Consider the following 22,725-nt stretch of genomic DNA (forward strand, 5'->3'; position numbering starts at 1 on the left):
GGCACAAGTTCCCGTCAACTCGCCCAAAAGCAAGACCGCTTGGGCTCTTGACAGGCCAAAGGCGAGTCACGACTCTGCACAACAGACCGCTGACCGAGGAGCCGGCTGATGCTGACGATGCAGGGCGTGTCCAAGAGCTTCCTGGGGGTGCGTGTGCTCCACGACGTGGAGCTCGACCTCGAACGGGGTGAAGTCCATGCCCTGGTGGGCGAGAACGGCGCCGGCAAGTCCACCCTGATGAAGATCCTCGCCGGCGAGCACATCCCCGACACCGGCACCATCACGATCGACGGCACCGCGCACACCTTCACCCACCCGGCGCAGGCGCAGACCGCCGGAATCGGCATCATCCACCAGGAGTTCGCGCTCCTTCCCCACCGCACCGTCGCCGAGAACGTCTTCCTCGGCCGTGAACCGGTCCGCCGCGGGCTGGTGGACCGCAAGGCCATGGAGCGCCGTACGGGTGAACTCCTCGCCGAGATCGACGAAACCGGCATCACGCCGCGCACCCTCGTCCGCGAGCTGTCCGTGGCGCGCCAGCAGACGGTCGAGATCGCCAAGGCCCTCGCCTCCGACGTCCGTGTCCTCGTCATGGACGAACCCACCGCGCCGCTGGCCGACCATGAGAGCGAACTCCTCGCGGCGCTCGTGCGCAGGCTCGCCGCGCGCGGCCTCGGGATTCTCTATATCTCGCACCGTCTGCCGGAGGTCTTCGACCTCTCGCGGCGCATCACGGTCCTCAAGGACGGGCGTCGCGTCACCACACTGCGCACCGCCGAAACCACCGCCGACGAGGTGGTCCGGGGCATGGTCGGGCGGGAGCTGACCGCCTATTACCCGCCGCGTGCCCGCCCGGAGGAGATCGGGGCGGAGCGGCTCACGGTCACCGGCGGCGGCAATGCCCGTATTCATGACATGAACCTGACCCTTCGGGCGGGAGAGGTCGTGGGCGTCGCCGGTCTCCAGGGGTCGGGGCGTACGTCACTGGCGCGCGCCCTGTTCGGTGCGGCCCCCTTCACCACGGGCCGCATGACCGTCGGCGGCACACCGCTGCGCCCCCGCCGTCCGCGCCAGGCCATCCGCGCCGGCATCGCGCTGGTCACCGAGGACCGCAAGACGGAGGGGCTCGCGCTGCACCAGTCGGTACGGGACAACGCGCTGCTCGTCACCCGGGCCGTCTCCCCGCGCGGCGGACCGCCGACGGGCAGGGAGATCACGGCGCTCCTCGAACGCGTGCGTCTCCAGGCGCGTGGTGAGGACCAGCAGGCGCTGTATCTCTCGGGCGGCAACCAGCAGAAGGTCGTCATCGCCAAGTGGCTCGCGGCCCGGCCCCAGGTGCTGCTGTTCGACGAGCCGACCCGCGGCGTCGATGTCGGTGCCAAGGCCGCGATCCACACCCTCGTACGTGAACTCGCCCGTGAAGGGCTCGCCGTACTGATCATCTCCTCGGAACTCCCCGAGCTGATCGGTATGAGCGACCGGATCCTCGTGATGTCCGAGGGCCGTCTCGTGGGCGAACTGCCCGCCGACGCCGAGGAGGAGAGCATCATGCGACTCGCCACCAGTGGCCGCCGGGGCGGACGGGAGGAGGCCGCGTGACCGCGACCGAACCCGGACGGCTCGTACCGCCGCGGGCCGGTGTCCGCCTCCGTCGGATCCGGCTCGGCGATCCCGTGGTCGGTGTGTGGCTCGCGGCGCTGACCGTCACTCTCCTCGGCTGGATCGTCGTCGCCGCCCGCGGCGGGGATTTCCTCACCACCACCAACGCGGTCGCGATCCTGCAGAACAGTGTGGCGCTCGGACTCGTCGCCGTCGGCCAGTCCGCCGTCATCCTCACCGGCTCCCTGGATCTGTCGGTCGCCTATCTCATCAGCCTCGGCACACTCGTCGCGGCCGAGACCATGGCGAGCGGCGGTGTGGTGACGGCCGTGATCGCCGTCCTCGCGCTGTCGGCCGCGGTCGGGCTCGCCAACGGGCTCATCGTCACCGGCCTGAAGGTCAACGCGTTCATCGCGACACTGGGCACGGCGTTCATCCTGCGCGGCTGGATCGAGGACAACTACACCGGTCCCGCCGGGAAGGTGCCGGCCTCCTTCCAGCATCTCGGGTACGACCGCGTCGGTCCCGTCCCCGTCTCGGTGTTCCTCCTCGCGGCGGTGGCCGCCGCGGTGTGGTTCCTCACCCGCCGTACCCGACTGGGCCATCACATGTACGCGACCGGGGGCGACGAGCACGCCGCCAGGCTCTCGGGCGTCCGGACCCGCCGTACCGTCGTCATCGCGCACATCATCTGCTCCCTGTGCGTCGGCGCGGCCGCCCTCTTCCTCGCGGCGCGCCTCGGCGCGGGTGCGCCCTGGGCGGGTACGGAGGCCCGCTACGACCTTGAATCGATCGCCGCGGTGGTCCTCGGCGGCACCGCGCTGGCCGGCGGTCGCGGCGGGGTGGCGGGGACGCTCGGCGGTGTGCTCGTCCTCGCCGTTCTCGACAGTGTCTTCAACCAGCTGGCGGTCGACCCGTTCTTCAAGAACGTGGTCCGCGGTGTCGTCATCATCGCGGCCGTCGCCGTCTACGCCAGGCCCCGCCGTGCCGCGAAGGGAAGGCCGACCGCATGACCACGGCAACCGTCACCCACCACGGCAAGCGTGTCGTACGGGCGCTGGGCACCGGTGCCCCCGTCTATGTGCTCCTCGCCGTGCTGCTCGCCGCGCTGGCTTTCACCGATCCGGGGTTCTACGAACCCGACCGCTTCCTCTCCTTCGTCAAGCGCGCCGCGCCTCTCGTCATCCTCGCCGCCGGCCAGTATCTGGTCATCGTCTGCGGTGAGTTCGACCTCTCCGTGGGGGCGATCGTCACCGCGGGTGTCGTGGTCGCCGCCGAGTTGTACGGCTCGTTCCCCGGCGCCCCCTGGCTGCTGGTCACCGCCTTGCTGCTGGTCGCGGGCGGGGTGGCCGGACTCGTCAGCGGGCTGATCACCACCGCGCTGCGTGTGCCGTCGTTCATCACCACCCTCGGGATGATGCTGATCCTCGAAGGCGCGGTGTTCTTCTGGACCGGCGGCTCCCCGCAGGGCGCCCTGCCGACCGCCTTCCGCCAGCTCGGGCGCGGCGCCGCGTTCGGCTGGCTGCCCTGGGCGGTGATCGTCTGCCTTGTCGTGGGCGCCGCCGCCGTCCTGCTGATGCGCTCGGACTTCGGCCGTACGCTCGTCGCCACCGGCGACAGCGAACGCGCCGCGGCCCTCGCCGGGGTGCGGGTCGCCCGCGCCCGGATCATCGCGTTCGTCCTCTCCGGGGCCGCCGCGGCGATCGCCGCCGTCCTTGTCGGCGGCTTCTCGGGCGTCTCCGCCCAGGCGGGCAGGGGCTATGAGTTCGAGGCGATCACGGCCGTGGTCCTCGGCGGTGTGGTGCTCGGCGGCGGGCGGGGCTCCGTGGTCGCCGCCATGGCCGGCGCCTTCTCGTTGCAGGCGCTGTTCACCCTGCTCAACCTCCAGGGCGTCTCCGGCGCGCTGGAGTCCACCGTCCAAGGATGCATCGTCATTGCCGCGGTCGGCCTGGGAGCCGCCGACTGGTCCCGGCTGCGCCGCCGACGTACGAACCCCTCGGGAGGACAAGCCTCATGACCGCGATCCGCCCCCTGCGCAGAAGTCCGCTCCGCGGCCGCGCCCTCACCTCGGCCGCCGCCCTGCTCGTGGCGGGTCTCCTCGCGTCCTGTACGAGCGACACACCACCGGACTCGCCTGCCGCCCCCGGCAGCGCCTCGGCCTCGGCGGACGACTCCGGCAGCGGCAAGCAGTCGGAGTTCTTCGAACAGGCCGAGTACGACCGTCAGTTGGCCCTCGCGAAGGAGCAGCCCCAGGGCCCAGCGGGCAAGCCGTGGGAACAGATGCTCAGCCCCGAACTCATCGACGCCGCACGGTACAAGAAGCAGAAGGCGGGCGGCGTCCATCTCTGTTTCTCCAACGCCGGTGTCTTCAACCCGTGGCGCCAGGTCGGCCTGAAGAACATGACGGCGGAGGTCGAACTGCACAAGGAGATCACCAAGTTCACCGTTCTCGACGCACAGGGCAAGGACGACAAGCAGATCTCCGACATCCAGGAGCTGACCGGCAAGGGCTGCGACGCGCTGATCGTCTCCCCGAACACCACCGCCACACTCACCCCCGCCGTCGAGCAGGCCTGCGCCAAGGTGCCGGTCATCGTCTTCGACCGCGGTGTGGAGACGGACTGCGCGGTCACCTTCATCAACCCCGTCGGAGGCTACGGATACGGGGCGGTCGCCGCCGACTTCCTCGTCGAGAAGGTCAAGCCGAAGGGCAAGATCCTCGCCCTGCGCATCTCGCCCGGAGTGGATGTGCTGGAGACCCGCTGGTCGGCCGCGAAGGTCGCCTTCGACAAGAGTGAACTCGACGTGGTCGACGTGAAGTTCACCGATGGCGACCCGGCCAAGACCAAGTCGGTCGTCACGGACGCGCTGACCCGGCACGGCTCCATCGACGGCGTGTGGATGGACTCCGGTGCGACGGCCGTGGCCGCGGTGGAGGCGTTCGAGGACGCGGGTCAGGACGTACCGCCCATCACCGGTGAGGACCAGCAGGACTTCCTCCAGGCGTGGAAGGAGAAGAAGCTCACCGCGATCGCCCCGACGTACCCCACCTTCCAGTGGCGTACCCCGGTCATCGCCGCTCTGAGGATCCTTCAGGGGCAGCAGGTCCCCAAGGAGTGGAAGCTCCCGCAGCCCTCCATCACGCAGGACACCCTCGACGAGTACCTCAAGCCGGGCATGCCGCCCCTGCACTACGCGATGTGCGGCTGCGCCGATCTTCCCGGGTTCCCCAAGGACTGGGGAGGCAAGGGATGACGCGGTTCCCGCTCGGCGCCAACCCGTGGATCTGGCACTCCCCCGTCGGGGGCGGCGCCCTGGCCGAGGTCCTTCCGAGGCTGGCCGGCTGGGGTTTCGACTGCGTCGAACTGCCGCTGGAGCAGGCCGGGGACTGGGAGCCGGCGGCCACCGCCAAGCTGCTGGACACGACCGGGCTCGCCCCGGCGGCCGTGATCGCGGTCATGCCGCCCGACCGGAATCTCGTACGGACCGATCCGGGTACCGTACGGGCCACCCAGGACTATCTGCTGCGGTGCGTCGACGCGGCCCACGCGGTGGCGGCACCCGTCGTGGCGGGCCCGGTGTATACGGCCGTCGGGCGCACCTGGCGCATGACCCCCGCTGAACGGGCCGCCGCCTACGCGGAGTTCAGGGAGAACATCGCGCCCGTGACCGACCACGCGCGCGCCGCCGGGGTACGGATCGGGGTCGAGCCGCTCAACCGGTACGAGACAGGTCTGCTCAACACCGTCGGCCAGACCCTGACAGCCCTGGAGGGTCTCGACACCTCGGTCATCGGGATCGCCCTCGACACGTACCACCAGAACATCGAGGAACGCTCGCTGCCCGGCGCCGTCCACGAGGCCGGCTCCCGCATCGTCCACGTACAGGTGTGTGCCAACGACCGCGGCACGCCCGGTGCCGACCATCTCGACTGGGCCGGGTTTCTCACCGCGCTGGACGGGAGCGGCTACCGGGGCGCGCTGTGCATCGAGTCGTTCACCGCGCACAACAACGCGATCGCCGTCGCCGCGTCCGTGTGGCGCCCCCTCGCCCCCAGCCAGGACGGGATCGCCACCGAGGGCCTCGCCTTCCTCCGCCAGGCTCTCGACACCCCTTGATCGGTACCGCACCCGCACACCGAACTCCCCCAGAGAGGACCGGTTATGAGCCGTCATACTCGCGGCATAAGAAGGGCGGTCGTCGCCGCGGCAAGCGCGTTACTGCTCGGGTTCGCCGCGATTCCCGCCGCCGCCACCGCCGCGACCAGTGAGGAACCCGCCTTCCGCGCCCTGCTCTTCACCCGCGCCGTTGGCTACGTCCACGGTTCCATCCCCGCGGGCATCAAGATGTTCGAGGAGGAAGCGGCCGAGAACAACTTCGAGATCGTCCAGACTGCCGACCCGGCCGTCTTCGACGACGAGAAGCTGAAGGACTTCGACGCCATCGTCATGCTGCAGAACTCCGGCATGGTCTGGGACACCGAGGCACAGCGCGACGCGATGGAGACGTACGTACGCAGCGGCAAGGGCGTCGTCGCCGTTCACAACACTCTCGACATGGGCGTCGAGGAGCAGTTCCCGTGGTGGGACGACACCATCAACGGCGGCGTCCATATGCCGGCCCACTCACCCGGCGTGCTCCAGGGAACGGCCAAGGTCGCCGACCGCGTCCACCCCTCCACCAAAGGTCTGCCCGAGCGCTGGGAGCGCCCGGAGGAGTGGTACAACTTCGACCGCAATCCCCGCGGCGACGTGCATGTCCTGGTCACCGCGGACGAGACGACATACAACCCGGGCGGCTCCGCGATGGGCGCCGACCACCCCATCTCCTGGTGCCGCAGCACCCAGGGCGGCAAGGTCTGGGCCACCGCGATGGGGCACGACACCCCGGCCTACAGCGAGGCGTTCTTCCGGGACCATGTCATCGGCGGCCTGAAGTGGGCGGCGGGCACCGAGGCGGGTGACTGCGGCGGCACCGTCTGGAGCGGCTACGAGAAAGTCACCCTCGACGACAACACCGCCGACCCGATGGAGCTCGACGTCGCCAAGGACGGGCGCGTCTTCTACGTCCAGCGCAGCGGCGAGGTGAAGATCTTCGACCCCAAGGCCCACTCCACCGTCACCGCGGGCAAGCTCGACGTCTACACCGGCGGCGAGGACGGCCTGATCGGCATGGAACTCGACCCGGACTTCAGCAGAAACGGCTGGATCTACCTGTACCACTCGCCCGCCGGAGCGACGAAGGACATCAACCGTCTCTCCCGCTTCACCATCAAGGGCGACACACTCGACCCGGCCAGCGAGAAGAAGCTCCTCGACGTTCCCGCCTACCGGGACCGCACCTTCCCGGAGCCCGGACACACCGGCGGCGCCGTCGAGTTCGGCCCGGACGGCACGCTCTATCTCGGTGTCGGCGACGACGTACCGCCCAACCTCGACCCCAACTGGCAGGGGTACGCGCCGATCGACTGGCGTCCGGGCAAGGAGATGCTCGACGCCGCACGGACCGCGGGCAACACCAACGACCTGCGCGGCAAGATCCTGCGCATCAAGCCCACCAAGAGCGGCGGCTACACCATCCCCAAGGGCAACCTCTTCAAGCCGGGCACCAAGAAGACCCGTCCTGAGATCTACGCCATGGGCTTCCGCAACCCGTTCCGCTTCACCGTCGACCAGAAGACCGGATACGTCCATGTGTCCGACTACGGTCCGGACCGCGGCGCCCCCACCACCGACAGAGGGCCGGAGGGCCTCGTCGAGTACAACGTCATCAAGAAGCCGGGCAACTTCGGCTGGCCGTTCTGCCACGGCAACAACCAGGCGTATGCCCCGTACAACCCGGACACCAAGGAGGTCGGCGCCAAGTTCGACTGCGCGAACCCGACGAACCCCTCGCCCAACAACACCGGGCTTTCCGACCTGCCGGACCTGACGCAGCCGGAGATCTGGTACGGCTACGGCGCCTCCGAGGAGTTCCCCGAGATGGGCTCGGGCGGCTCCGCCCCGATGAGCGGCCCGGTCTACCGCTACGACGCCAAGAACCCCTCCACGACGAAGTTCCCCGCCTACTTCGAGGGAGCCGGCTTCTTCTACGAGTGGTCGCGCAACTACGTCAAGGAGATCCGGTTCGACAAGGACGCGAAGCTCCTCAAGATCAACGACTTCCTGTCCTCGGCGAAGTTCAACAAACCGATGGACATGACCTTCGGCCCCGACGGCTCGCTGTACGTCCTCGAATGGGGCAGCGCCTTCGGCGGCGGCAACAACGACTCGGGCCTGTACCGCATCGACTACGCCCAGGGGAAGCGCATCCCGGTCGCCAAGGCCTCGGCCTCCGTCACGAACGGGCCCCTGCCGCTCGACGTCGCCTTCTCCAGCGAGGGCAGCACGGACCCGGACGGCGACGCGCTGACCTACGCGTGGGACTTCGACGGGAACGGTACGTACGACTCCACCGAGGCGGCCCCCACCCACACGTACACCACCGCGGGGGATTTCACCGCCCAGCTCAAGGTCACCGACTCCACCGGCAAGTCGGGCTACGCCAACATCCCCATCACCGCGGGCAATACCGCGCCCAAGGTGACCATCGACTTCCCGGTCAGCGGCAAGCTCATCACCTTCGGGGACAAGATCCCCTACAAGGTGACGGTCACCGATCCGGAGGACGGGCCGGTCGACTGCTCCAAGGTCACCGTCAACCCGGCCCTCGGCCATGACGACCACGAGCACCCGACCACCGATCTCCCTGGCTGCGAGGGCACGGTCGACACCGGTGACCTGGGCGGCCACCCCGAAGGCGCGGACCTCACCTACGTACTCAACGCCAAGTACACCGACAAGGGCGCGGCGGGAGCCTCCGCGCTCACCGGCTACGGCCGCGCCGTCCTGCAGCCCAAGCACAAGCAGGCCGAGTACTACGACGCGCAGTCCGGCACGCGCGTGGTCTCCCAGGCCGGCGCCGAGAACGGCAAGCGCATCGGCGACATCAGCGACGGCGACTGGATCGCCTTCGACCCGATGAGCGTCGAGGGCATCAGCGGCGTCAGCTACGCGCTGTCGTCCCCGTACGGCGTCGGCGCGATCGAACTCCGGGCGGACGCTCCGGACGGCAAGCTCCTCGCCACCACCCCCGTCCCCAACACCGGCGGCTGGGACACCTACCGATCCACCCCGCCCGTCCCGGTCGAAGCCCTCGCGGGCACCCACAGGCTGTATCTGGTCTTCACCTCCCCGCAGAACAACGCGTTCGACGTGGACGCGGTGGAGTTCATCAGCCCGTAGGACCCGAGCGGCGACACGGCACGCGCGGCGCGCCCGGTGATCCCACCGGGCGCGCCGCACTCTTCCGTACGGGCCGGCTCAGCCCAGGAAGCTCAGCCGGACCTGACGGTTCAGGTTGTCACCGTTCGTGTCCGTCAGCCTCCGTCAGTACCACCGCGCATGCTCCTCTCCCTCAGTACCCTGCGGCCGGGTGCGGCCCACGACCTCCAGCGAACCGCTCTCGGACCACCGCCCCGTGTAACCGGAGTCCGTGAACGAGCCCCGGTGGCTGGCGGCCGGCTCGTGGCAGCCGTCGCACAGTCTGTCGAAGGGCAGCGCCGTGCCCGCGGCCCAGATCTGCCCGGTGCTGCCCGTGGGCAGCACCTGTCCGTCCGCATCGCGGACCGTGACGCGGACACGGGGCACAGCGGCGCCCATGGCCGTACGGCCCGCCGCGTTCCGGGCGCCCACCGTGCAGTCGACCGCCGTCCAGGGCATGGCGCCGTCGCGGGGTGAGAACTCGGCCAGCAGCCGTGTGAAGGGCAGCAGTTCGGCATGGCGCTCCACGAGCCCGGGCGGCAAGGGACCACCGGTGACCAGGACCGTGCCCAGCCGCTCTTCCGCGCCCGGTCGGGATTCCGTCAGTACCGCCTCGTACTCCTCCGGTCCGTACACCGCAGCGGTACCCGAACCACGGAGGTGGGACACGGCCTCGCCGGCACCCGGAGGACGCGGTCCGTGAAACCTGCTTCCCGCGGCGACCGCCCACCACACCGCGGCCAGGGCCCGTGCGCCGCCGACCTCCTGACTCGCTGTCACACCGCGTGCGGGACGGCCGGCCCGGCGCAGCCGGGCACCGAGCGCGAACAGCCAGGCCCGGTGGTCGACGAGATGCCCCGTCACTCCGTCGTCGGCGCCGAGTTCGGTCAACAGGTAGGCGACATCGGCCGGCCCCGACCGTGGCAGGGAAGCGTCCACCCGGAGGTGCGTGATCTTCGCCCATGTCCGCTCGTCGTCCAGCACTATCGCGGGAAGCGGCCACCGCTCCTTGGTCGCACCGCTGCACAGCACGAGCGTCGCGCCGCTCAGACCGGCGATCCGCACAAGGGAGGCGTCGTCGACACTCTGTGGCACCGGGACGCACACTCCGCCCAGCTTGAGTACAGCCAGCTGGGCCACCAGCGCCTGGGCGTGGTCCGAGCAGTGAACGAGCACAGGGTCGCCGAGTTGCACCCCGTAGCGCAGAAGCGCCGAGGCCAAGCGGCCCGAGCTGCTCTCCGCCGACTCGTAGGTGAGCGCGCGACCGCCGTCGGCGACGACGATCTCGTGGGGGCGCCTGGCCGCCGCGAGGCTGAACAGCCCGTCCAGGGTGCCCGAATGCGCGGCGCCCTCCCTGATTCCGGTCAGGACCGTGCGGCCCCCGCTCCGCCCGGTCGTAGCGGGCGTACCCGCGCTGATCGTGGTTGCTGCGCTCACTCAGGGCCCCCAGGAATGACGTGCTCGCTTCGTCGGAAGGGAGGCCCGGGATCCGGCGAACGGTCATTCCTGCCCCAGGCGCCCCGCCCAGTGTCGCGGTGCCGGTCTGGGCAACTTCTTAAGTACATCTGGCGACCGCTCGGCCCCGCCTCCCGAAGTCGGTCCACCGCTGACCGCGTCGGTCAGCGACACCCGCGAACGCCGGGGTGGAGGTCAGGGACGCGTGGCCGTGGCCAGCCAGACGGCGCCGCGCAGCCGGACGCCGTCCGGGGTTTCGTACGGCCGGAGCGCCTCCCTCACCCGCTCGCGGGCATCCCCGACGACCTCCTCGTGTACGCCGTCGAGGTTGAAGCGGACCGGTCCCATCGCGAAGTAGAAGTCCACGGCCTCGTCGGCGGTCCGCCCCCAGTCGACGGACCCCTCGACGGAGGTCACCGTCACCTCGGTGAATCCCGCGGTGGTGAGCACCTCGTGGATGCGGGCGGGATCGGAGAGCGACACCATGCCCCGCTGCGCGGGAGAAGGCTGCCGGATGAGCGCGTTCACCGGCGCGAAGATCCGGGCCGAGTCCGCTTCGGGGGAGGGCAGTTGCGGGCAGATGAAGGTGAGCCGGCCGCCGGGCCGCAACGCGCCACCGATATTGGTGAACGCGGCGATGTGGTCGGCGAAGAACATGACCCCGCCTCGGCTGACAGCGGCGTGGTAGTGGCCGGAGGGGAACGAGTGAACCTGCGCGTCGCCCTGTTCGAAGACCGCGTTGGCGATGCCTTCCTCGGCGGCGATGGCCCGCGCCCGCTCCACCATGGGCACGGAAATGTCGATCCCCACGGCCTGTCCTAAGGCGGCCCGGCGGGCAGCGAGGCGGGTGGTCTGGCCTGTGCCGCATCCGATGTCGAGCACACGGTCGCGCTCGCCGATCGCGGCCGCCTCGAACAGTGCGTCGTTGAACCCGCCGTTCAACGAGTCATAGCGGTCGGGGTTGTTGGCCCAGTGTGCTCCCTCGTGGCCGTTCCACGCGTCTGCTTGCTGGGTGTTGGCGATCGGCTGCATGGACGCTCCACGGTTCCTGATTTAACTGGAGTCCATCTCCAGTATTCAACTCTAGAGATAGAGTGCAGCCGTGGGTGACGTCAAGCCGGTCCGGCAGCGGCCGGAGTCAGACCCCGATCAGTTCGAACGCTATGGCCGGGGTACCACCGAACCGTTCACCGAACGTCCGTACCTTCTTCTCAAGGAACGCGCGGGCATCCGCCATGGGATGGTCCGGGCCCAGATAGTCGAGGTACGACCGATGAGCCTCCAGCGCGGCCACCCCGTGGTCCAGAAAACCCGTCACATCGACGGCGTGGTCGGCGAACGGTGAGCCGCCGACAGCGGCGTACCGGACGCCCTTCCAGGGTTCCAGCCCGTCTTCGGCGAGCTCGGGGAAGATCCATCGGTTGCCGGCGTCACCCGCCGCGTCCAGCAGGGCGCGGCCCACATGGCGGTGGTCCGGCGAATTCCAGTCGCCGCCCCGCCATCGCTCATGGAAGTTGAGCGTGACCAGGATGTCCGGACGATGCCGCCGGATGGCGGCGGCGATGTCGCGGCGCAACGGCAGGCCGTACTCGACGACGCCGTCCTGGTGGTCGAGGAACTCGACCACTTCCACACCGACGAGGGCAGCGGCCCGCAACTCCTCCTGCTCCCGGACGCGTGCCGCGTCTCCGGGTTCCATGGTGTCCATGCCGGCCTGACCGCGTGTCACCATCACATAGACCACCTCGCGGCCCGCGGCGGTCCAGGCCGCCACGGCACACGCGGGGCCGTACTCCAGGTCGTCGGGGTGGGCGACAACGGCCAGCGCGCGCTGCCAGTCGTCGGGCATCGGGGCATACGGTTCGGCCACGGGCGGTTCAGCTCTTCTCTTCGGCGGGGGACCGGACCGGCTCGTAGTCCGCGTGGTCGATGCCGCGCTCCCAGACGGCGTTGAACGCGTCGGTGCACATCTTCGCCAGGGCCGGGTCCTCGGTCAGTTCGTGCGGACCCCACGAGCCGTCGCCCGCGAAGTGCGTGAAGCGGACCAGCCGGCCGTCGAACACCCAGAAGTCATTGCCCGGAAGCAGCAGATCGGACACCTGGCGGCGGGGCAGCCAGCGCACCTTCTCACCGGCCGGGACGTTGACGATGGTCGTCGTCTCCCACTCGTAGCGGATGAAGTCCGTGACCGGCTCCGAGACGATCCGCAGCCGCCGCCAGTCGACACCACGGCCCACGGTCTCCTGCACGAGCTCGACCCAGTCGAGGTGCCGGTCGTACTCGATCGGCTTGCCGGCCTGCCAGTCCACGAACAGCGCGCCTTGCGGGGTGTACATGTCGCGCATCTCAAGATGGATCGCCGAATGCTTCGCCTGGGCGATCAGTTCCTTGAACGCGGGCAGATTGCTGGACATCGCTGACTCCTCTGGGTGAGCCGGATCCGAACGGCCGGGTCGAAGGCTCATTGTCGCGGCGTGGTGGTGCGCACAGCGTCTCGCAGATTGCTCTCTTCGGACCCGGAGACACGGGTGCGCACGGCCCAGCGCACGACCGGACCGCTGAGCGCCAGGGAGACCACGAAGAGGGCGGCGAGCAGCAACCAGCCGACGAGGCCGAGGCGGTCCGGCACGGTCGTCACGAGGACGGGGCCCGCGATCACCGCCAGGGCGTCGCCGGTGGCGAAGACCCCGCCGTACTGACCCTGGGCATGCTCGGGTGCCAACTCGTACCGCAGGCCCCAGCGGGCCGCCTCCCCCCAGATCTCGCCGAGCGTGAAGAGCACGGTGGCGACCGCGAGCACCGCGGCGGCGGCCCACCCCGGGATGCCACCGGACAGCGCCGCGACCGCGCACGCGACAGCGAGAACCAGGAACGTCCATCGTTGCAGGCGGCTCGCGCCGGGCACCGTGTCGGCGTCCCGGGCGACATACACCTGCAGGAACACCACCATCAGTGTGTTGACGAGCATCAGCCACGCCGCCATCGCCCGCGGCGCGTCGGTGTGGGTCACCAGCCACAGCGGTATGCCGAGCGCGAGCACCGTCGGACCGATCCTGGCGAGCCCGGACACCTGGGCGACCAGGATGTACGGCACGTCCCGCACCGCCGAGGGCCCGCCCTTCAGGCGCGGCCGCTTGGGCTGCCGGGGCACGTGCGGCAACCGCATGTACAGGCCGGACACGACCACCATCGCGGCCGCGTTGCCCCAGAAGAGTGCGAGGTAGACATCCGGCGAGTCGACGGCGATCACGAAGCCGGCCGCCAACGAGGCCAACGCGAAACCTCCGTTGAACACGGATCGCATGTAGGCCGACAGTTTCACCCGCCCTTCCCTGCCCATGACCCCCGACACCAGTGCGCCGCGCGCCACATGGCCGGTCTGCTCGGCGGTGCCCAGCAACGCCGCCATCACCACGTACATGGGGAAGGAGTGGACGAACGCCGCTGAGATCAGCATCATCGCCTTGCACAGCGCGAGCACGGCGGTCGTGCCCCGCGGCCCGAAGCGGTCCGCTATGAAGCCGACCGGAACACCGAGCACGAGGGCCATCACGCCGGCCGTCGACAGGCCGATGCCCACCTGTCCCGGGGACAGTCCCACCACCCGGACGAAGTAGACGGCACCGCCCGTCACGTACAGGCCGTTGCCGAGGCTCGCCACAGCTGTGCACAGAACGAGGAGCCGCCCCGGCCCGGCGTCCGGTAGCAGCTTGGACCAGATCGACGTACGGCCCCGCTGAATCTGCTCGGAATCGGTCATGTGCAGGCTCCCGCCCGAAATGAGGATTGACGCTCTGTCAGGACGCGGGCATGATCGATAAATCCATGATGACTGCGCCGAAGGGGATTTCCATGCCGCATTCGTTCGTCCCCATCGGAACCGTCCGCGGATCGCGACAGGAGTCCGTCCAGGACAACTGGGGAAGCGTCGAATGCCGCATTGATTTCGACCCGGAGGAATTGGACGCGGATGCGACGCTCGGACTGCGGGATTACTCTCATGTCGAGGTCGTGTTCGTCTTTCATCGGACCGACCGTGTCTGCCGGGGTACGCAGCACCCGCGCGGAAACCCGTCGTGGTCCCGAGTGGGCATACTCGCCCAGCGCGCACCGAACCGGCCGAATCACATCGGCGTCACCGTTTGCGAACTGGTCGCGGTCGACGGTCTCACCCTCTCCGTCCGCGGTCTCGACGCTCTCGACGGCAGTCCGGTGCTCGACGTCAAGCCCTATCTTCCGGAGTTCGCGCCGCGCGGGGAGGTCCGTGCACCGAAGTGGTCCGGCGAATTGATGAGCAATTACTTCTGAGATACTCAGGCTCTCCCCCGTCGGGCTCGCCTGTGTGGTACGAGCCATCGCATCCCTCACGTCGGTTCTTCCGGCGGATCGGCGGGCAGGTGAGCGACCATGTCGGTGCGCCCGGACGCGATCAACGTGTTGATCTCGTCTGCCGAGAGGTCCTCCGCCGAGAGCAGCACCACCGGGAGCGCTCCGGCGAAGGTCAGTTCCTCGGCGCGCCTGGTGCGGGCGATGCGGCCCGTACCGGTCTGGGAGGGTACGGCGAGGAAGTCGAAGCCCCGCGCCGCGGCTTCGGCCGCAATGGTGGCCGGACCCCGGGCCGTTGACTCGTCCGGACCGGACGCCGCCGCGACCAGCAGCCCCACCGCGCGCGCACCCGCGGCCTTCAACGCGCCCGGAGCCGTTGCGTCGTCCCCGACCGGGCAGCGCACGGCACCGTCCGCCGTGCGCAGGACCAGTCCGGCCGGCTTTCCCCCGGAACCGTCCGCCTCCGCGACTCGGCTCTCCAGGATCAGCCCTCCGACCGTGAGCGGCACGTCACGGGGCTCGGCGTCGGTCGGACGGCCCGCGAGCCGGTGCACGGTCTGTGCCGTGAACTCCGGGTCGCGGTCGCGCAGCCGGTCGAAGGTGTTCATCGGCCGCCGGCTGCGCAGCGCGAAGACCGTGCGGTGCCCGTTCGTCCGTCCGCGGCGGCAGAGTGTCTCGAACCACTCCACACTCTCACGGGCCTCGGCCTGCGCCGCTCCGATCACCGGTTGCCGGGTACGCGCGTACGTGTCGAGGGCCTCGGGAACCGCCGTCCCCTCGGCGAGGGCACCGGCGAGGCACATCGCGTCGTCGATCGCCAGCGTGGTTCCGGACCCGGTGGAGAAGTGCACGGTGTGCGCCGCGTCGCCGATGAGCACGGACCGCCCGTCATGCCAGCGCTCGTTGACGATCGTGCGGAACGGCTGCCAGCCCGCGGTCTGGGCATGCAGCGGCGCACCGCGCAGCTCGTCGGTGAAGAGCGCGGCGAGTCGCTTCTCCAGCTCGGGGAGCGGCCGGTCGTCCAGCCCGTGCCCGGCGAGGGTGGTGGGGTCCGCCTCAACAATGAACGTGCTCTCGTCGGCGGCGTGTGGATAGGAGTGCACGATCAGCAGCCCCGGACCGAGGTCCTTGAGGACGAACGACGGTTCGAGCACGACGGGCGCGGCGGCCCACAGGAACCTGGTCCGCCCTGCGGTGACGGTCGTGCCGAACGCCTCCCGCCGGGAGGTGCGCAACCGGCTGCCCGCCCCGTCGGCGAGGACGATCACGTCGGGCGCGTCCCGCCCCTCCGGTATCGAGGTGACGGTCCGGCGGATCAGGCGCACCCGCGGCGAGTCCGCCGCCAGTTGGCGCACATGGCTGTGGAAGGTCCGGCGACGCAGTCCCACCATGCCGTAGGCACCCGACCAGATGCGCTCGTCACCGCAGAGTGTCAGTGTGCGGTTCCAGACGCCCCTGGCCGTCGCCGGCAGCGCGAAGGCTCGCGGGAAGACGCGCTGGACGTGATCCATGAAGTCGGTGGACATGACGATTCCGGCGCCCGGTCCCCGACTGTCCCGGTCGTAGAGATCGATGGTGATGTCCGGTCGCAGGCGCGAAAGTTCCAGGGTGAAGAACGCCCCCGCTGCCCCCGCCCCGACGACCGCCACATGACGCGGCGGCCGACCGGTCATCGAGGCGATCCGTCCCAGTGGAATCGTTCGCCGCGCGCGAGCGCCGCACCCCGCGACGCCGCCATCATCTCGCCGCTGGCCACCTTCATGATGGTCATGAACTCACCGAACCCGGGCTCCGGAGCGTCCAGGTCGCCGCCGGCCGCGGCCATCAGCTCCAGCCAGCGCAGCCGGTGCTCCCGAGCGATGAGGAAGTGGCTGTGCGCCTGGTGCAGACGCGGTTCCCAGGCCGCGGTCAGGTCGTTGTCGCCGTACATCCTGATGAAGTGCTCGGCGAGGTGATCGGCGTGCATCGCCCAGTCGGTCACCGGGAACAGCGGCGCGAGCACCTCGTCCTCGGCGACGAGTTCGTAGAACCGGGCGGTCAGAGCCCGGAAGAACGGTTCACCGCCGATCGCGGCGTAAAAGTCCTCGACTTTGCGGTCGACCTGCGACGAGGTCATCCGGTCACCGGACTTGAGCCCCTGGTCGGCGACGAGCAACACCTTGCCGTCGTGTGGTGGTACCGGTTGTGGCGGCACGGAATTCTCCTCTTCAGTCGAGCAACAGTGCGGCCGCGGACAGCGTGTTGACGGTGCATCCACGGAGCTTCTTCGCCTGGAGCGTGCCGAGGCCGTAGGCCATCGACGTGATGCCCATCCGGGGCGCCAGTTCGGCAGGCCGGTAGAACATCGTGGCGAAGTACGTGAACGAGGCATCCGGGCGGTCGTAGTCGGTGCCGCTCATCAGAACCGTCCACCGCGCTCCGTCGCGGACAAGGATGCTGAAGGACAGGAGGTCGTCGCCCTGTCGCGCCTCCACCACCATGACGTTCCTCGGGCCGAAGTGCTCGCGGAGGTGCCGCAGCGAACCGGCCTCACGCTCCGCGTCCGGGGTCCCGCCGTATTTGGTCACGATCTGCGCCCGCAGCCGGACCAGTTCCGGCTCCTGGTCCCGGACGGTGCGCTCGCTGATCACCACTCCGCGGAGCGCGATGTCCCGCAGCTCGCGGCGCACGGCGAAGCGGCGCTTGCGCGGCAGCCCGGCCACGTATCCGTCGAAGTCCGGCCAGGTGACGTCCATGTCACAGCGGTCGACCATCGGCACGACGTCGAAACCGCGCGTGCGCAGGGCGTCCAGGAACTCCGGGAAGTCGGGCCTCAGGAACAGCGCCGCGATGCTGCGCATGCCCTGTTGCCGGCACCAGTCGACGAGCCCGTCGACGTACGCCCGCACCGCGGCGGGATCGTGTGCGCCGGGCCCGACCGGGGCAGTCTCGTAGTTCGGGAACATCAGCAGGCAGCAGGGAAAGACCTCTTCGGGTGCGAGCCCCCGCCAGGGGTGCGGTCCGTGCTCGGCCACGCCCTCGTCGACGGACCCGCCGGAGAGCACTCGGTGGGGATCGAACCGCACATGGCCGGTCGGCCGGTCGACGGGACCGCCGACGAGTGCCACGGAGGGTACCCCGTCGCCGGAGAGCTCCAGTGTGTGCGCGCCCCCGGGGATACGCCCCTCGGCGAGCATGATCCAGCGTCGGCTCAGCGTCGCCGGGGCACCCACGCCGAGGTACTCGTCCCAGTCGTCCGCCACCCCTGTCCGCACCGCGAAGGTGCCGGGTAAGGGCCGCATGACGGCAGCGGCTGCCGGCGGATCGTCCATCTGCGTCACGGCGGTCATCCCTTCGGTTGTCTCCGGGCCGCGTTTGTCTCCGGCGCGGGGCCCGGGTGTGCCGGGCCCCGCGCCGAGCCCGAGGCGGTCCGTCGCACGGAGTGAGATCAGACCTCGACCACGGGGCTTCAGACGGTGACCTGGTCCCACACCTCGGCCGGGCCACAGGCCTCGTGTGCGTCCCAGACCTGGATCAGGTCCCAGACGGTGAGCTCGTCCCAAACCCGCAGCTCGTCCCAAACCCGCAGCTCGTCCCAGACCTTCAGCTCGTCCCAGACCTTCAACTGGTCCCAGACCTCAAGCCGGTCCCAGACCGGACGTGCTGTGATGTGCTTGTCGTGCATGTCGTGTCCTTCCGAAGAGTGCGGTAGTCCGGACCACCCAGGAATCACCGCCTCACCGTCGGCCGGTGGGCACATGCGGTAGCCGCTCGGGCAGCGAAGCCGCTCGCGAGGAGATGAGCCATTCCTGGCCATGTCCGGTGAGGGCTTCGCTTCCGCCCCCGGTTCGGTGAGTGTCGCAGAGGGGTCCGACACACGTCTTCTCCCAGGTTGCTCGGACGACGAGCCGGGTGCGGCCGCCAGGGACGGCCGGAAAACCGCAGGCGGAAGGGGCGGAGCCCGGTACCGCGAAGCCCTGGCGAGGGGCGGGGCGCCGGCCACGACGCGTGGGACGTCAGGCCGCTCCGGCTCCGAAGGCGAGGACGACGTTGTGGCCTCCGAAGGCGAACGAGTTGGAGAGGGCGGTGGTGAGCCGAGCCTCTCTCGGTTCCGCGCCGACCACGTCGAGGCCGAGTTCGGGGTCCACCACGTCCAGGTTGACGGTCGGTGGCACGAGTCCGTGCAGAAGGGCCTCCACGCACACCACCGCCTCCACGGCGCCGGCCGCTCCCAGGCTGTGGCCGGTCATCGACTTGGTCGAGGAGACCGGTGTCCGTCCGGCGGCCTCCCCCAGGACGGTCCGCAGCGCCCTCGCCTCCGAGGCGTCGTTGTACCGCGTCCCCGTGCCGTGCGCGTTGACGTACGAGATGTCGGAGGCCGACCAGCCGGCCGACCGCAGGGCCTCGCGCATCGCACGCGCGGCCCCCGCCCCCTCCGGGTGCGGGCTGGTCACGTGATAGGCGTCGGACGAACGTCCGTATCCGCTCAGTGTGGCGAGCACGTCGGCTCCCCGGGCACGCGCGTGCTCCTCCGATTCGAGGACCAGCACGGCCGCTCCCTCCGCGAGCACGAAGCCCGCCCGGTCGGCGCTGAACGGACGACTGGCGTGCTCGGGCTCCTCGTTGAGCGTGGACAGCGCCTTCGTCCTGGCGAAACCGGAGACCAGCAGGGGGGTGACCGGAGCTTCGGTACCACCGGCCAGGACCACGTCGGCCTCACCGGAGACGATCATCTGGTGGGCGCCGCTCAAAGCCTCGCCACCGGACGCGCAGGCCGTCCCCACGGAAGTACTGGGGCCGGTGATGCCGTGCGCGAGGGCGATGTGGGAGGCGGCGCTGTTGGACATCGACATGACCACGGACCGCGCCCCGATCCTGTTCGGTCCCGCCGTCTCCAGCAGCCGGGCGTTCGTCTCCCAGCTGCTCGCTCCGCCCGCGCCCGTCCCCAGCACCACGCCCACGCGGTCCCGGTTCTCTTCCGAGAGGTCCAGCGAGGCGTCCTCCAGGGCGAGCCGGGCCGCCGCGAGCGCGAGTTGGGTGCACCGGTCGGTGGACAGCTCCTCGCGCCGGCCCGGGGCGAGATGGCCGGGGAGGTCCACCTCTCCGGCGATGCGTACCGGGAGTCCGGTCGCGTCGAACCGGGTGATGGAACGAATGCCACTGACCCCTTTGAGCTGGGCCTGCCAGAACTCGTGCCGGCCGACGCCGATCGGTGTGACCGGCCCGAGGCCGGTCACGACCACCCGCCGCCCGCTCATGCCTCCTCTCCGGTCCCGTGTGCGGAGAGGTAGTCGATGACGTCGCCGATCGTGGTCATCGCGAGGGCCGTCTCGTCCTCGACGGGTGCACCGGTCTCGGCTTCCACGATCGTGAGCAGTTCCACCATGTCGAGAGAGTCGAGGCCCAGGTCCTCCTTGAACGTGGCGTCCAGGCTGATCTCTTCGGGGAGAAGGCCGAGCTTCTCCTCCAGCATGGCTGTCAGCCGCTCCAGGATCGCGCCGGCAGAAGTGACTCCTGTTTTCACGGTCATCATCCTTCGTCGAGGGTCGGGGTCCCCGCCGTCCGGACGCCGATGACGTCCGCGTGCAGGGCGAGGTCGTGGCAGACCGCACCGACCGCCGTGACGAACCGGTCGGCCTGTTCGGTGGTCAGCGACAGTGGGGGCTGGATGCGCAGCACTCTGTTGCGGTTCGCCGTGACGAACGTGAGAATCCGGTGATCACGAGCGAGCTGCCCGGCGAAGCGCAGGCACATCAAGTCGCCCAGCGAGGACTCCAGGGCCTTGCCCGCCCGGCTCATCGCCGTGCGCACGTCGTCGGGCAGCCAGTCGACGAGGGTGTGCAGGTCACCGGGCAGCCGGGTGAGGATCTCGTCGGCCATGGCGCCCGCGGCGCCGGAGAAGTCGCCGTCGAGCTCAATGGCGTTCATCAGGCCGATGCCGCGCACCTCGCGGATGAATCCGTACGGTTCGCAGACCGCGCGCAGGGAGGTACGCAGATACGTCCCGGTGTCGCGGGCCCGCTCGGGCAGCTTCTCCCCCTCCAGGACGTCCAGCGTGGCGAGGGCCGCGGCGGCCGCGAGGTTGCCGCCGCCGAAGGTGGACGAGTGGAGCATGGCCCGGTCGCTGCTGCCGTAGGCGGCGTCCCAGAGACCGGCCCGGACCAGGGTGGCGGCGATCGGGACGAGTCCGCCGGAAAGAGACTTCGCCAGGCAGACGACGTCGGGCCGCAGGCCGTCGTGCTCGGCGGCGAACATGGCGCCGGTCCGGCCCAGACCCGTCTGGATCTCGTCGAGGACGAAGACGGCCCCGGCCCGGGCGCACAGACGTTGGGCTTCCAGCAGATAGCCCGGTGGCGGCAGCACGACGCCGCCTTCGCCCTGCACCGGTTCGACGATGAACGCCGCGGCGCCCTCGATGACGGCAGCGAGCGCGTCGGCGTCCCCGTACGGGACACCGACGACATCGCCCACCAGGGGGGCGAACGGGGCGCGGTGCGTGTCCCGCCCGGTGACGGACAGGGCGCCCAGTGTCTTGCCGTGGTAGCTGTTGTCGGCATGGACCAGCCGGGTGCGGCCGGTGGCCGCGCGGGCGACCTTCAACGCGGCTTCGACCGCTTCCGTGCCGGAGTTGCTGAAGAAGACACGTTCCAGCCCGCCCGGTGACACCGCGCTGAGCCGCTCCGCCAGTTCGGCCGTCTGCACCGGCATGGAGATGTACTGGGCGAAGGTGGGCGCGCCCAGGTCCAGGAAGTCGCGCAGCCGGGCGACCACGTCCGGATGGTTGTGGCCCAGGCCAAGAGCGCCGTAGCCGGCGACGAAGTCCAGATACTCGACCCCGTCGGCGGTGGTAAGCACGCACCCCTCGGCCCGGGTGAACACCCGGTCCATGCCGTGGGCGGCGAACAGCCTCGCCATCGGTGGGTTGACGTGGTCACGGAAGCGCCGCCTGGTCACCGCGGTGATGTCCTGTCGCGGCGGGGCGGGCCGGGACCGCGGCCTGTGGTGAACGTCCAGCCGGGCGATGTCGTCGTCGGCGAGGACGCGCCCGAAGGAGGCGAGCGGCTTCGGCAGGAAGCCGTGCCGCGCCGCGAGCGCGCCGACCCGCCGCACCCCCTCCACATCGATCCGGCGGCCGAGTGACCAGCACTCGGCGCGGCCCTCCAAGGCCAGCACGATGGTCTCCGCGAGGCAGCCATTGAGTTGCTGAGTGGGCCCCGGCAGGCCGCCGTCACCGACCACGACCGCCTCGACCGCGCTGACGAGCCCGCCGTCGACGACGAGCACGTCCCGGCCCGTCGGCGCCGACGGCGCGTCCCGCGGCAGGGCGACATCCACGACCACGGACCCGGGATGCAGGCGGCCGGTGTCGATGACGCCACCGGACGAGGACGCGGCCACGTACAGACGAGGGGTCGCGTAGCACTCCGAGACGTGCTCGCGCAGGGTCACTCGCGCGTGGTCGGCCGGATCGAGATAACTGAGCAGAGCGGAACGGGAACGGCGGCTGCGGCGGGTCACCAGCTCCAGCCGGAACCCGTCGGCGAGCAGCAGTCGGGCGACGGCGAGCGCGATCGAGCCGGGATAGCCGACGACCACGACCGGGGTGTCCTCGGCCGGCAGTGCGAGGAGCCGCGCACAGGCGAGGAGGGACTCGTGAGCGGCATAGGTGGTGAGGGAGTTGCCGCTGGTCACGGGGACGTCCACATGAGCCGCCGTCCAGAGTCCGCGGTCGCCGACGATCGAGGTGGCACCGCCGAGGCCGACGATGTCCGCACCCGCGTCCCGCAGTGCCTCCACCTCATCGGCCACCATCTCCCGGGCGGCGGTGGGACGCCGCAGGATCTGTTCCGCGGTGTGGGCGAGACTGCGGATCTCGCCGTCGCACCGGCTGCCGGTGAGCGAGGTGACGGAGCCGAGCATCGGCAGTGGGACGTGGAGACGAGGGCCGGTGGCGCGTACGGTGCCCCGGTGATCGTCCAGCAGCCGGCCGAAGAGATCGAGGCCGCGTATCTGATTGCGGTGGGCCGGGCTGACTGCGTGGGCCAGGAAGCCGAACTTCACCGGA

Annotated in this window: 19 protein-coding genes; 7 read left to right on the plus strand and 12 right to left on the minus strand. The window is 70.1% G+C overall.

Translation table 11 applies throughout. The features are described 5' to 3' along the window. Positions 1–108 precede the first annotated feature (108 nt). Genes IF11_RS0102425 through IF11_RS0102450 form a run of 6 tightly spaced genes read left to right on the plus strand, consistent with a single transcriptional unit; the run spans position 109 to position 8,882 of the window. Positions 109–1,599 (plus strand): sugar ABC transporter ATP-binding protein, encoded by a 1,491-nt coding sequence (locus IF11_RS0102425; protein ID WP_030349693.1) that lies wholly within the window; start codon positions 109–111, stop codon positions 1,597–1,599. Continuing rightward, on the plus strand, positions 1,596–2,612 hold the full coding sequence (locus tag IF11_RS0102430) for an ABC transporter permease (protein ID WP_030349694.1): 1,017 nt from the start codon (positions 1,596–1,598) through the stop codon (positions 2,610–2,612). The genes IF11_RS0102425 and IF11_RS0102430 overlap by 4 nt, the downstream gene beginning before the upstream one ends. Then, the gene (locus IF11_RS0102435; RefSeq protein WP_030349695.1) at positions 2,609–3,616 is read left to right on the plus strand and encodes an ABC transporter permease; all 1,008 of its coding nucleotides are present in this window, start codon (positions 2,609–2,611) and stop codon (positions 3,614–3,616) included. The genes IF11_RS0102430 and IF11_RS0102435 overlap by 4 nt, the downstream gene beginning before the upstream one ends. Beyond that, on the plus strand, positions 3,613–4,854 hold the full coding sequence (locus IF11_RS0102440) for an ABC transporter substrate-binding protein (protein ID WP_051745353.1): 1,242 nt from the start codon (positions 3,613–3,615) through the stop codon (positions 4,852–4,854). Before IF11_RS0102435 ends, IF11_RS0102440 begins: the two co-directional genes overlap by 4 nt. After that, on the plus strand, positions 4,851–5,717 hold the full coding sequence (locus tag IF11_RS0102445) for a sugar phosphate isomerase/epimerase family protein (RefSeq protein WP_030349697.1): 867 nt from the start codon (positions 4,851–4,853) through the stop codon (positions 5,715–5,717). The genes IF11_RS0102440 and IF11_RS0102445 overlap by 4 nt, the downstream gene beginning before the upstream one ends. Before the next feature lie 45 nt (positions 5,718–5,762). Next, a complete protein-coding gene (locus IF11_RS0102450) occupies positions 5,763–8,882 on the plus strand; it encodes a ThuA domain-containing protein (protein WP_030349698.1) in 3,120 nt (1,039 codons plus the stop codon). 144 nt (positions 8,883–9,026) lie between these two features. Here the strand turns inward: IF11_RS0102450 and IF11_RS0102455 are convergent, their stop codons facing one another. The 5 genes from IF11_RS0102455 to IF11_RS0102475 form a co-directional block, all read right to left on the minus strand. Continuing rightward, the gene (locus IF11_RS0102455; protein WP_030349699.1) at positions 9,027–10,337 is read right to left on the minus strand and encodes an AMP-binding protein; all 1,311 of its coding nucleotides are present in this window, start codon (positions 10,335–10,337) and stop codon (positions 9,027–9,029) included. Positions 10,338–10,550: 213 nt separating this feature from the next. After that, a complete protein-coding gene (locus IF11_RS0102460) occupies positions 10,551–11,387 on the minus strand; it encodes a class I SAM-dependent methyltransferase (RefSeq protein WP_030349700.1) in 837 nt (278 codons plus the stop codon). 106 nt (positions 11,388–11,493) lie between these two features. Further along, positions 11,494–12,204, minus strand: coding sequence for a PIG-L deacetylase family protein (locus IF11_RS0102465; protein WP_051745438.1), 711 nt, complete (start codon positions 12,202–12,204; stop codon positions 11,494–11,496). Between the two features lie 28 nt (positions 12,205–12,232). Continuing rightward, positions 12,233–12,769 carry a DUF6879 family protein gene (locus IF11_RS0102470; RefSeq protein WP_030349702.1) on the minus strand — a complete coding sequence of 179 codons (537 nt, stop codon included), beginning with the start codon at positions 12,767–12,769 and terminating at the stop codon, positions 12,233–12,235. A 47-nt stretch (positions 12,770–12,816) separates the two neighbouring features. Beyond that, positions 12,817–14,115, minus strand: coding sequence for an MFS transporter (locus tag IF11_RS0102475; protein ID WP_051745355.1), 1,299 nt, complete (start codon positions 14,113–14,115; stop codon positions 12,817–12,819). A gap of 50 nt (positions 14,116–14,165) precedes the next feature. Here IF11_RS0102475 and IF11_RS0102480 point away from each other — a divergent pair, with 50 nt between their 5' ends. After that, the gene (locus IF11_RS0102480) at positions 14,166–14,663 is read left to right on the plus strand and encodes an SAM-dependent methyltransferase (protein ID WP_240627527.1); all 498 of its coding nucleotides are present in this window, start codon (positions 14,166–14,168) and stop codon (positions 14,661–14,663) included. A 56-nt stretch (positions 14,664–14,719) separates the two neighbouring features. Here the strand turns inward: IF11_RS0102480 and IF11_RS37615 are convergent, their stop codons facing one another. The 7 genes from IF11_RS37615 to pigE form a co-directional block, all read right to left on the minus strand. Then, positions 14,720–16,354, minus strand: a complete 1,635-nt coding sequence (locus IF11_RS37615) for an FAD-dependent monooxygenase (protein WP_078490340.1) — start codon at positions 16,352–16,354, stop codon at positions 14,720–14,722. After that, on the minus strand, positions 16,351–16,875 hold the full coding sequence (locus tag IF11_RS0102490; RefSeq protein ID WP_157848400.1) for a truncated hemoglobin: 525 nt from the start codon (positions 16,873–16,875) through the stop codon (positions 16,351–16,353). Before IF11_RS0102490 ends, IF11_RS37615 begins: the two co-directional genes overlap by 4 nt. A gap of 13 nt (positions 16,876–16,888) precedes the next feature. Beyond that, complete coding sequence (locus IF11_RS0102495) at positions 16,889–18,010, minus strand: GNAT family protein (protein WP_030349707.1); 1,122 nt, start codon at positions 18,008–18,010, stop codon at positions 16,889–16,891. 119 nt (positions 18,011–18,129) lie between these two features. Beyond that, the gene (locus IF11_RS0102500) at positions 18,130–18,345 is read right to left on the minus strand and encodes a hypothetical protein (protein ID WP_030349708.1); all 216 of its coding nucleotides are present in this window, start codon (positions 18,343–18,345) and stop codon (positions 18,130–18,132) included. Positions 18,346–18,676: 331 nt separating this feature from the next. Continuing rightward, complete coding sequence (fabF, locus tag IF11_RS0102505; RefSeq protein WP_030349709.1) at positions 18,677–19,918, minus strand: beta-ketoacyl-ACP synthase II; 1,242 nt, start codon at positions 19,916–19,918, stop codon at positions 18,677–18,679. After that, positions 19,915–20,184 (minus strand): acyl carrier protein, encoded by a 270-nt coding sequence (locus tag IF11_RS0102510; protein ID WP_157848401.1) that lies wholly within the window; start codon positions 20,182–20,184, stop codon positions 19,915–19,917. Before IF11_RS0102510 ends, fabF begins: the two co-directional genes overlap by 4 nt. Positions 20,185–20,189: 5 nt before the next feature. Further along, positions 20,190–22,721, minus strand: coding sequence for a prodigiosin MAP biosynthesis aminotransferase PigE (gene pigE / locus IF11_RS0102515; RefSeq protein ID WP_051745358.1), 2,532 nt, complete (start codon positions 22,719–22,721; stop codon positions 20,190–20,192). Positions 22,722–22,725 lie beyond the last annotated feature (4 nt).

It is taken from the genome of Streptomyces scopuliridis RB72, assembly GCF_000718095.1.
Taxonomy (GTDB): domain Bacteria; phylum Actinomycetota; class Actinomycetes; order Streptomycetales; family Streptomycetaceae; genus Streptomyces; species Streptomyces scopuliridis.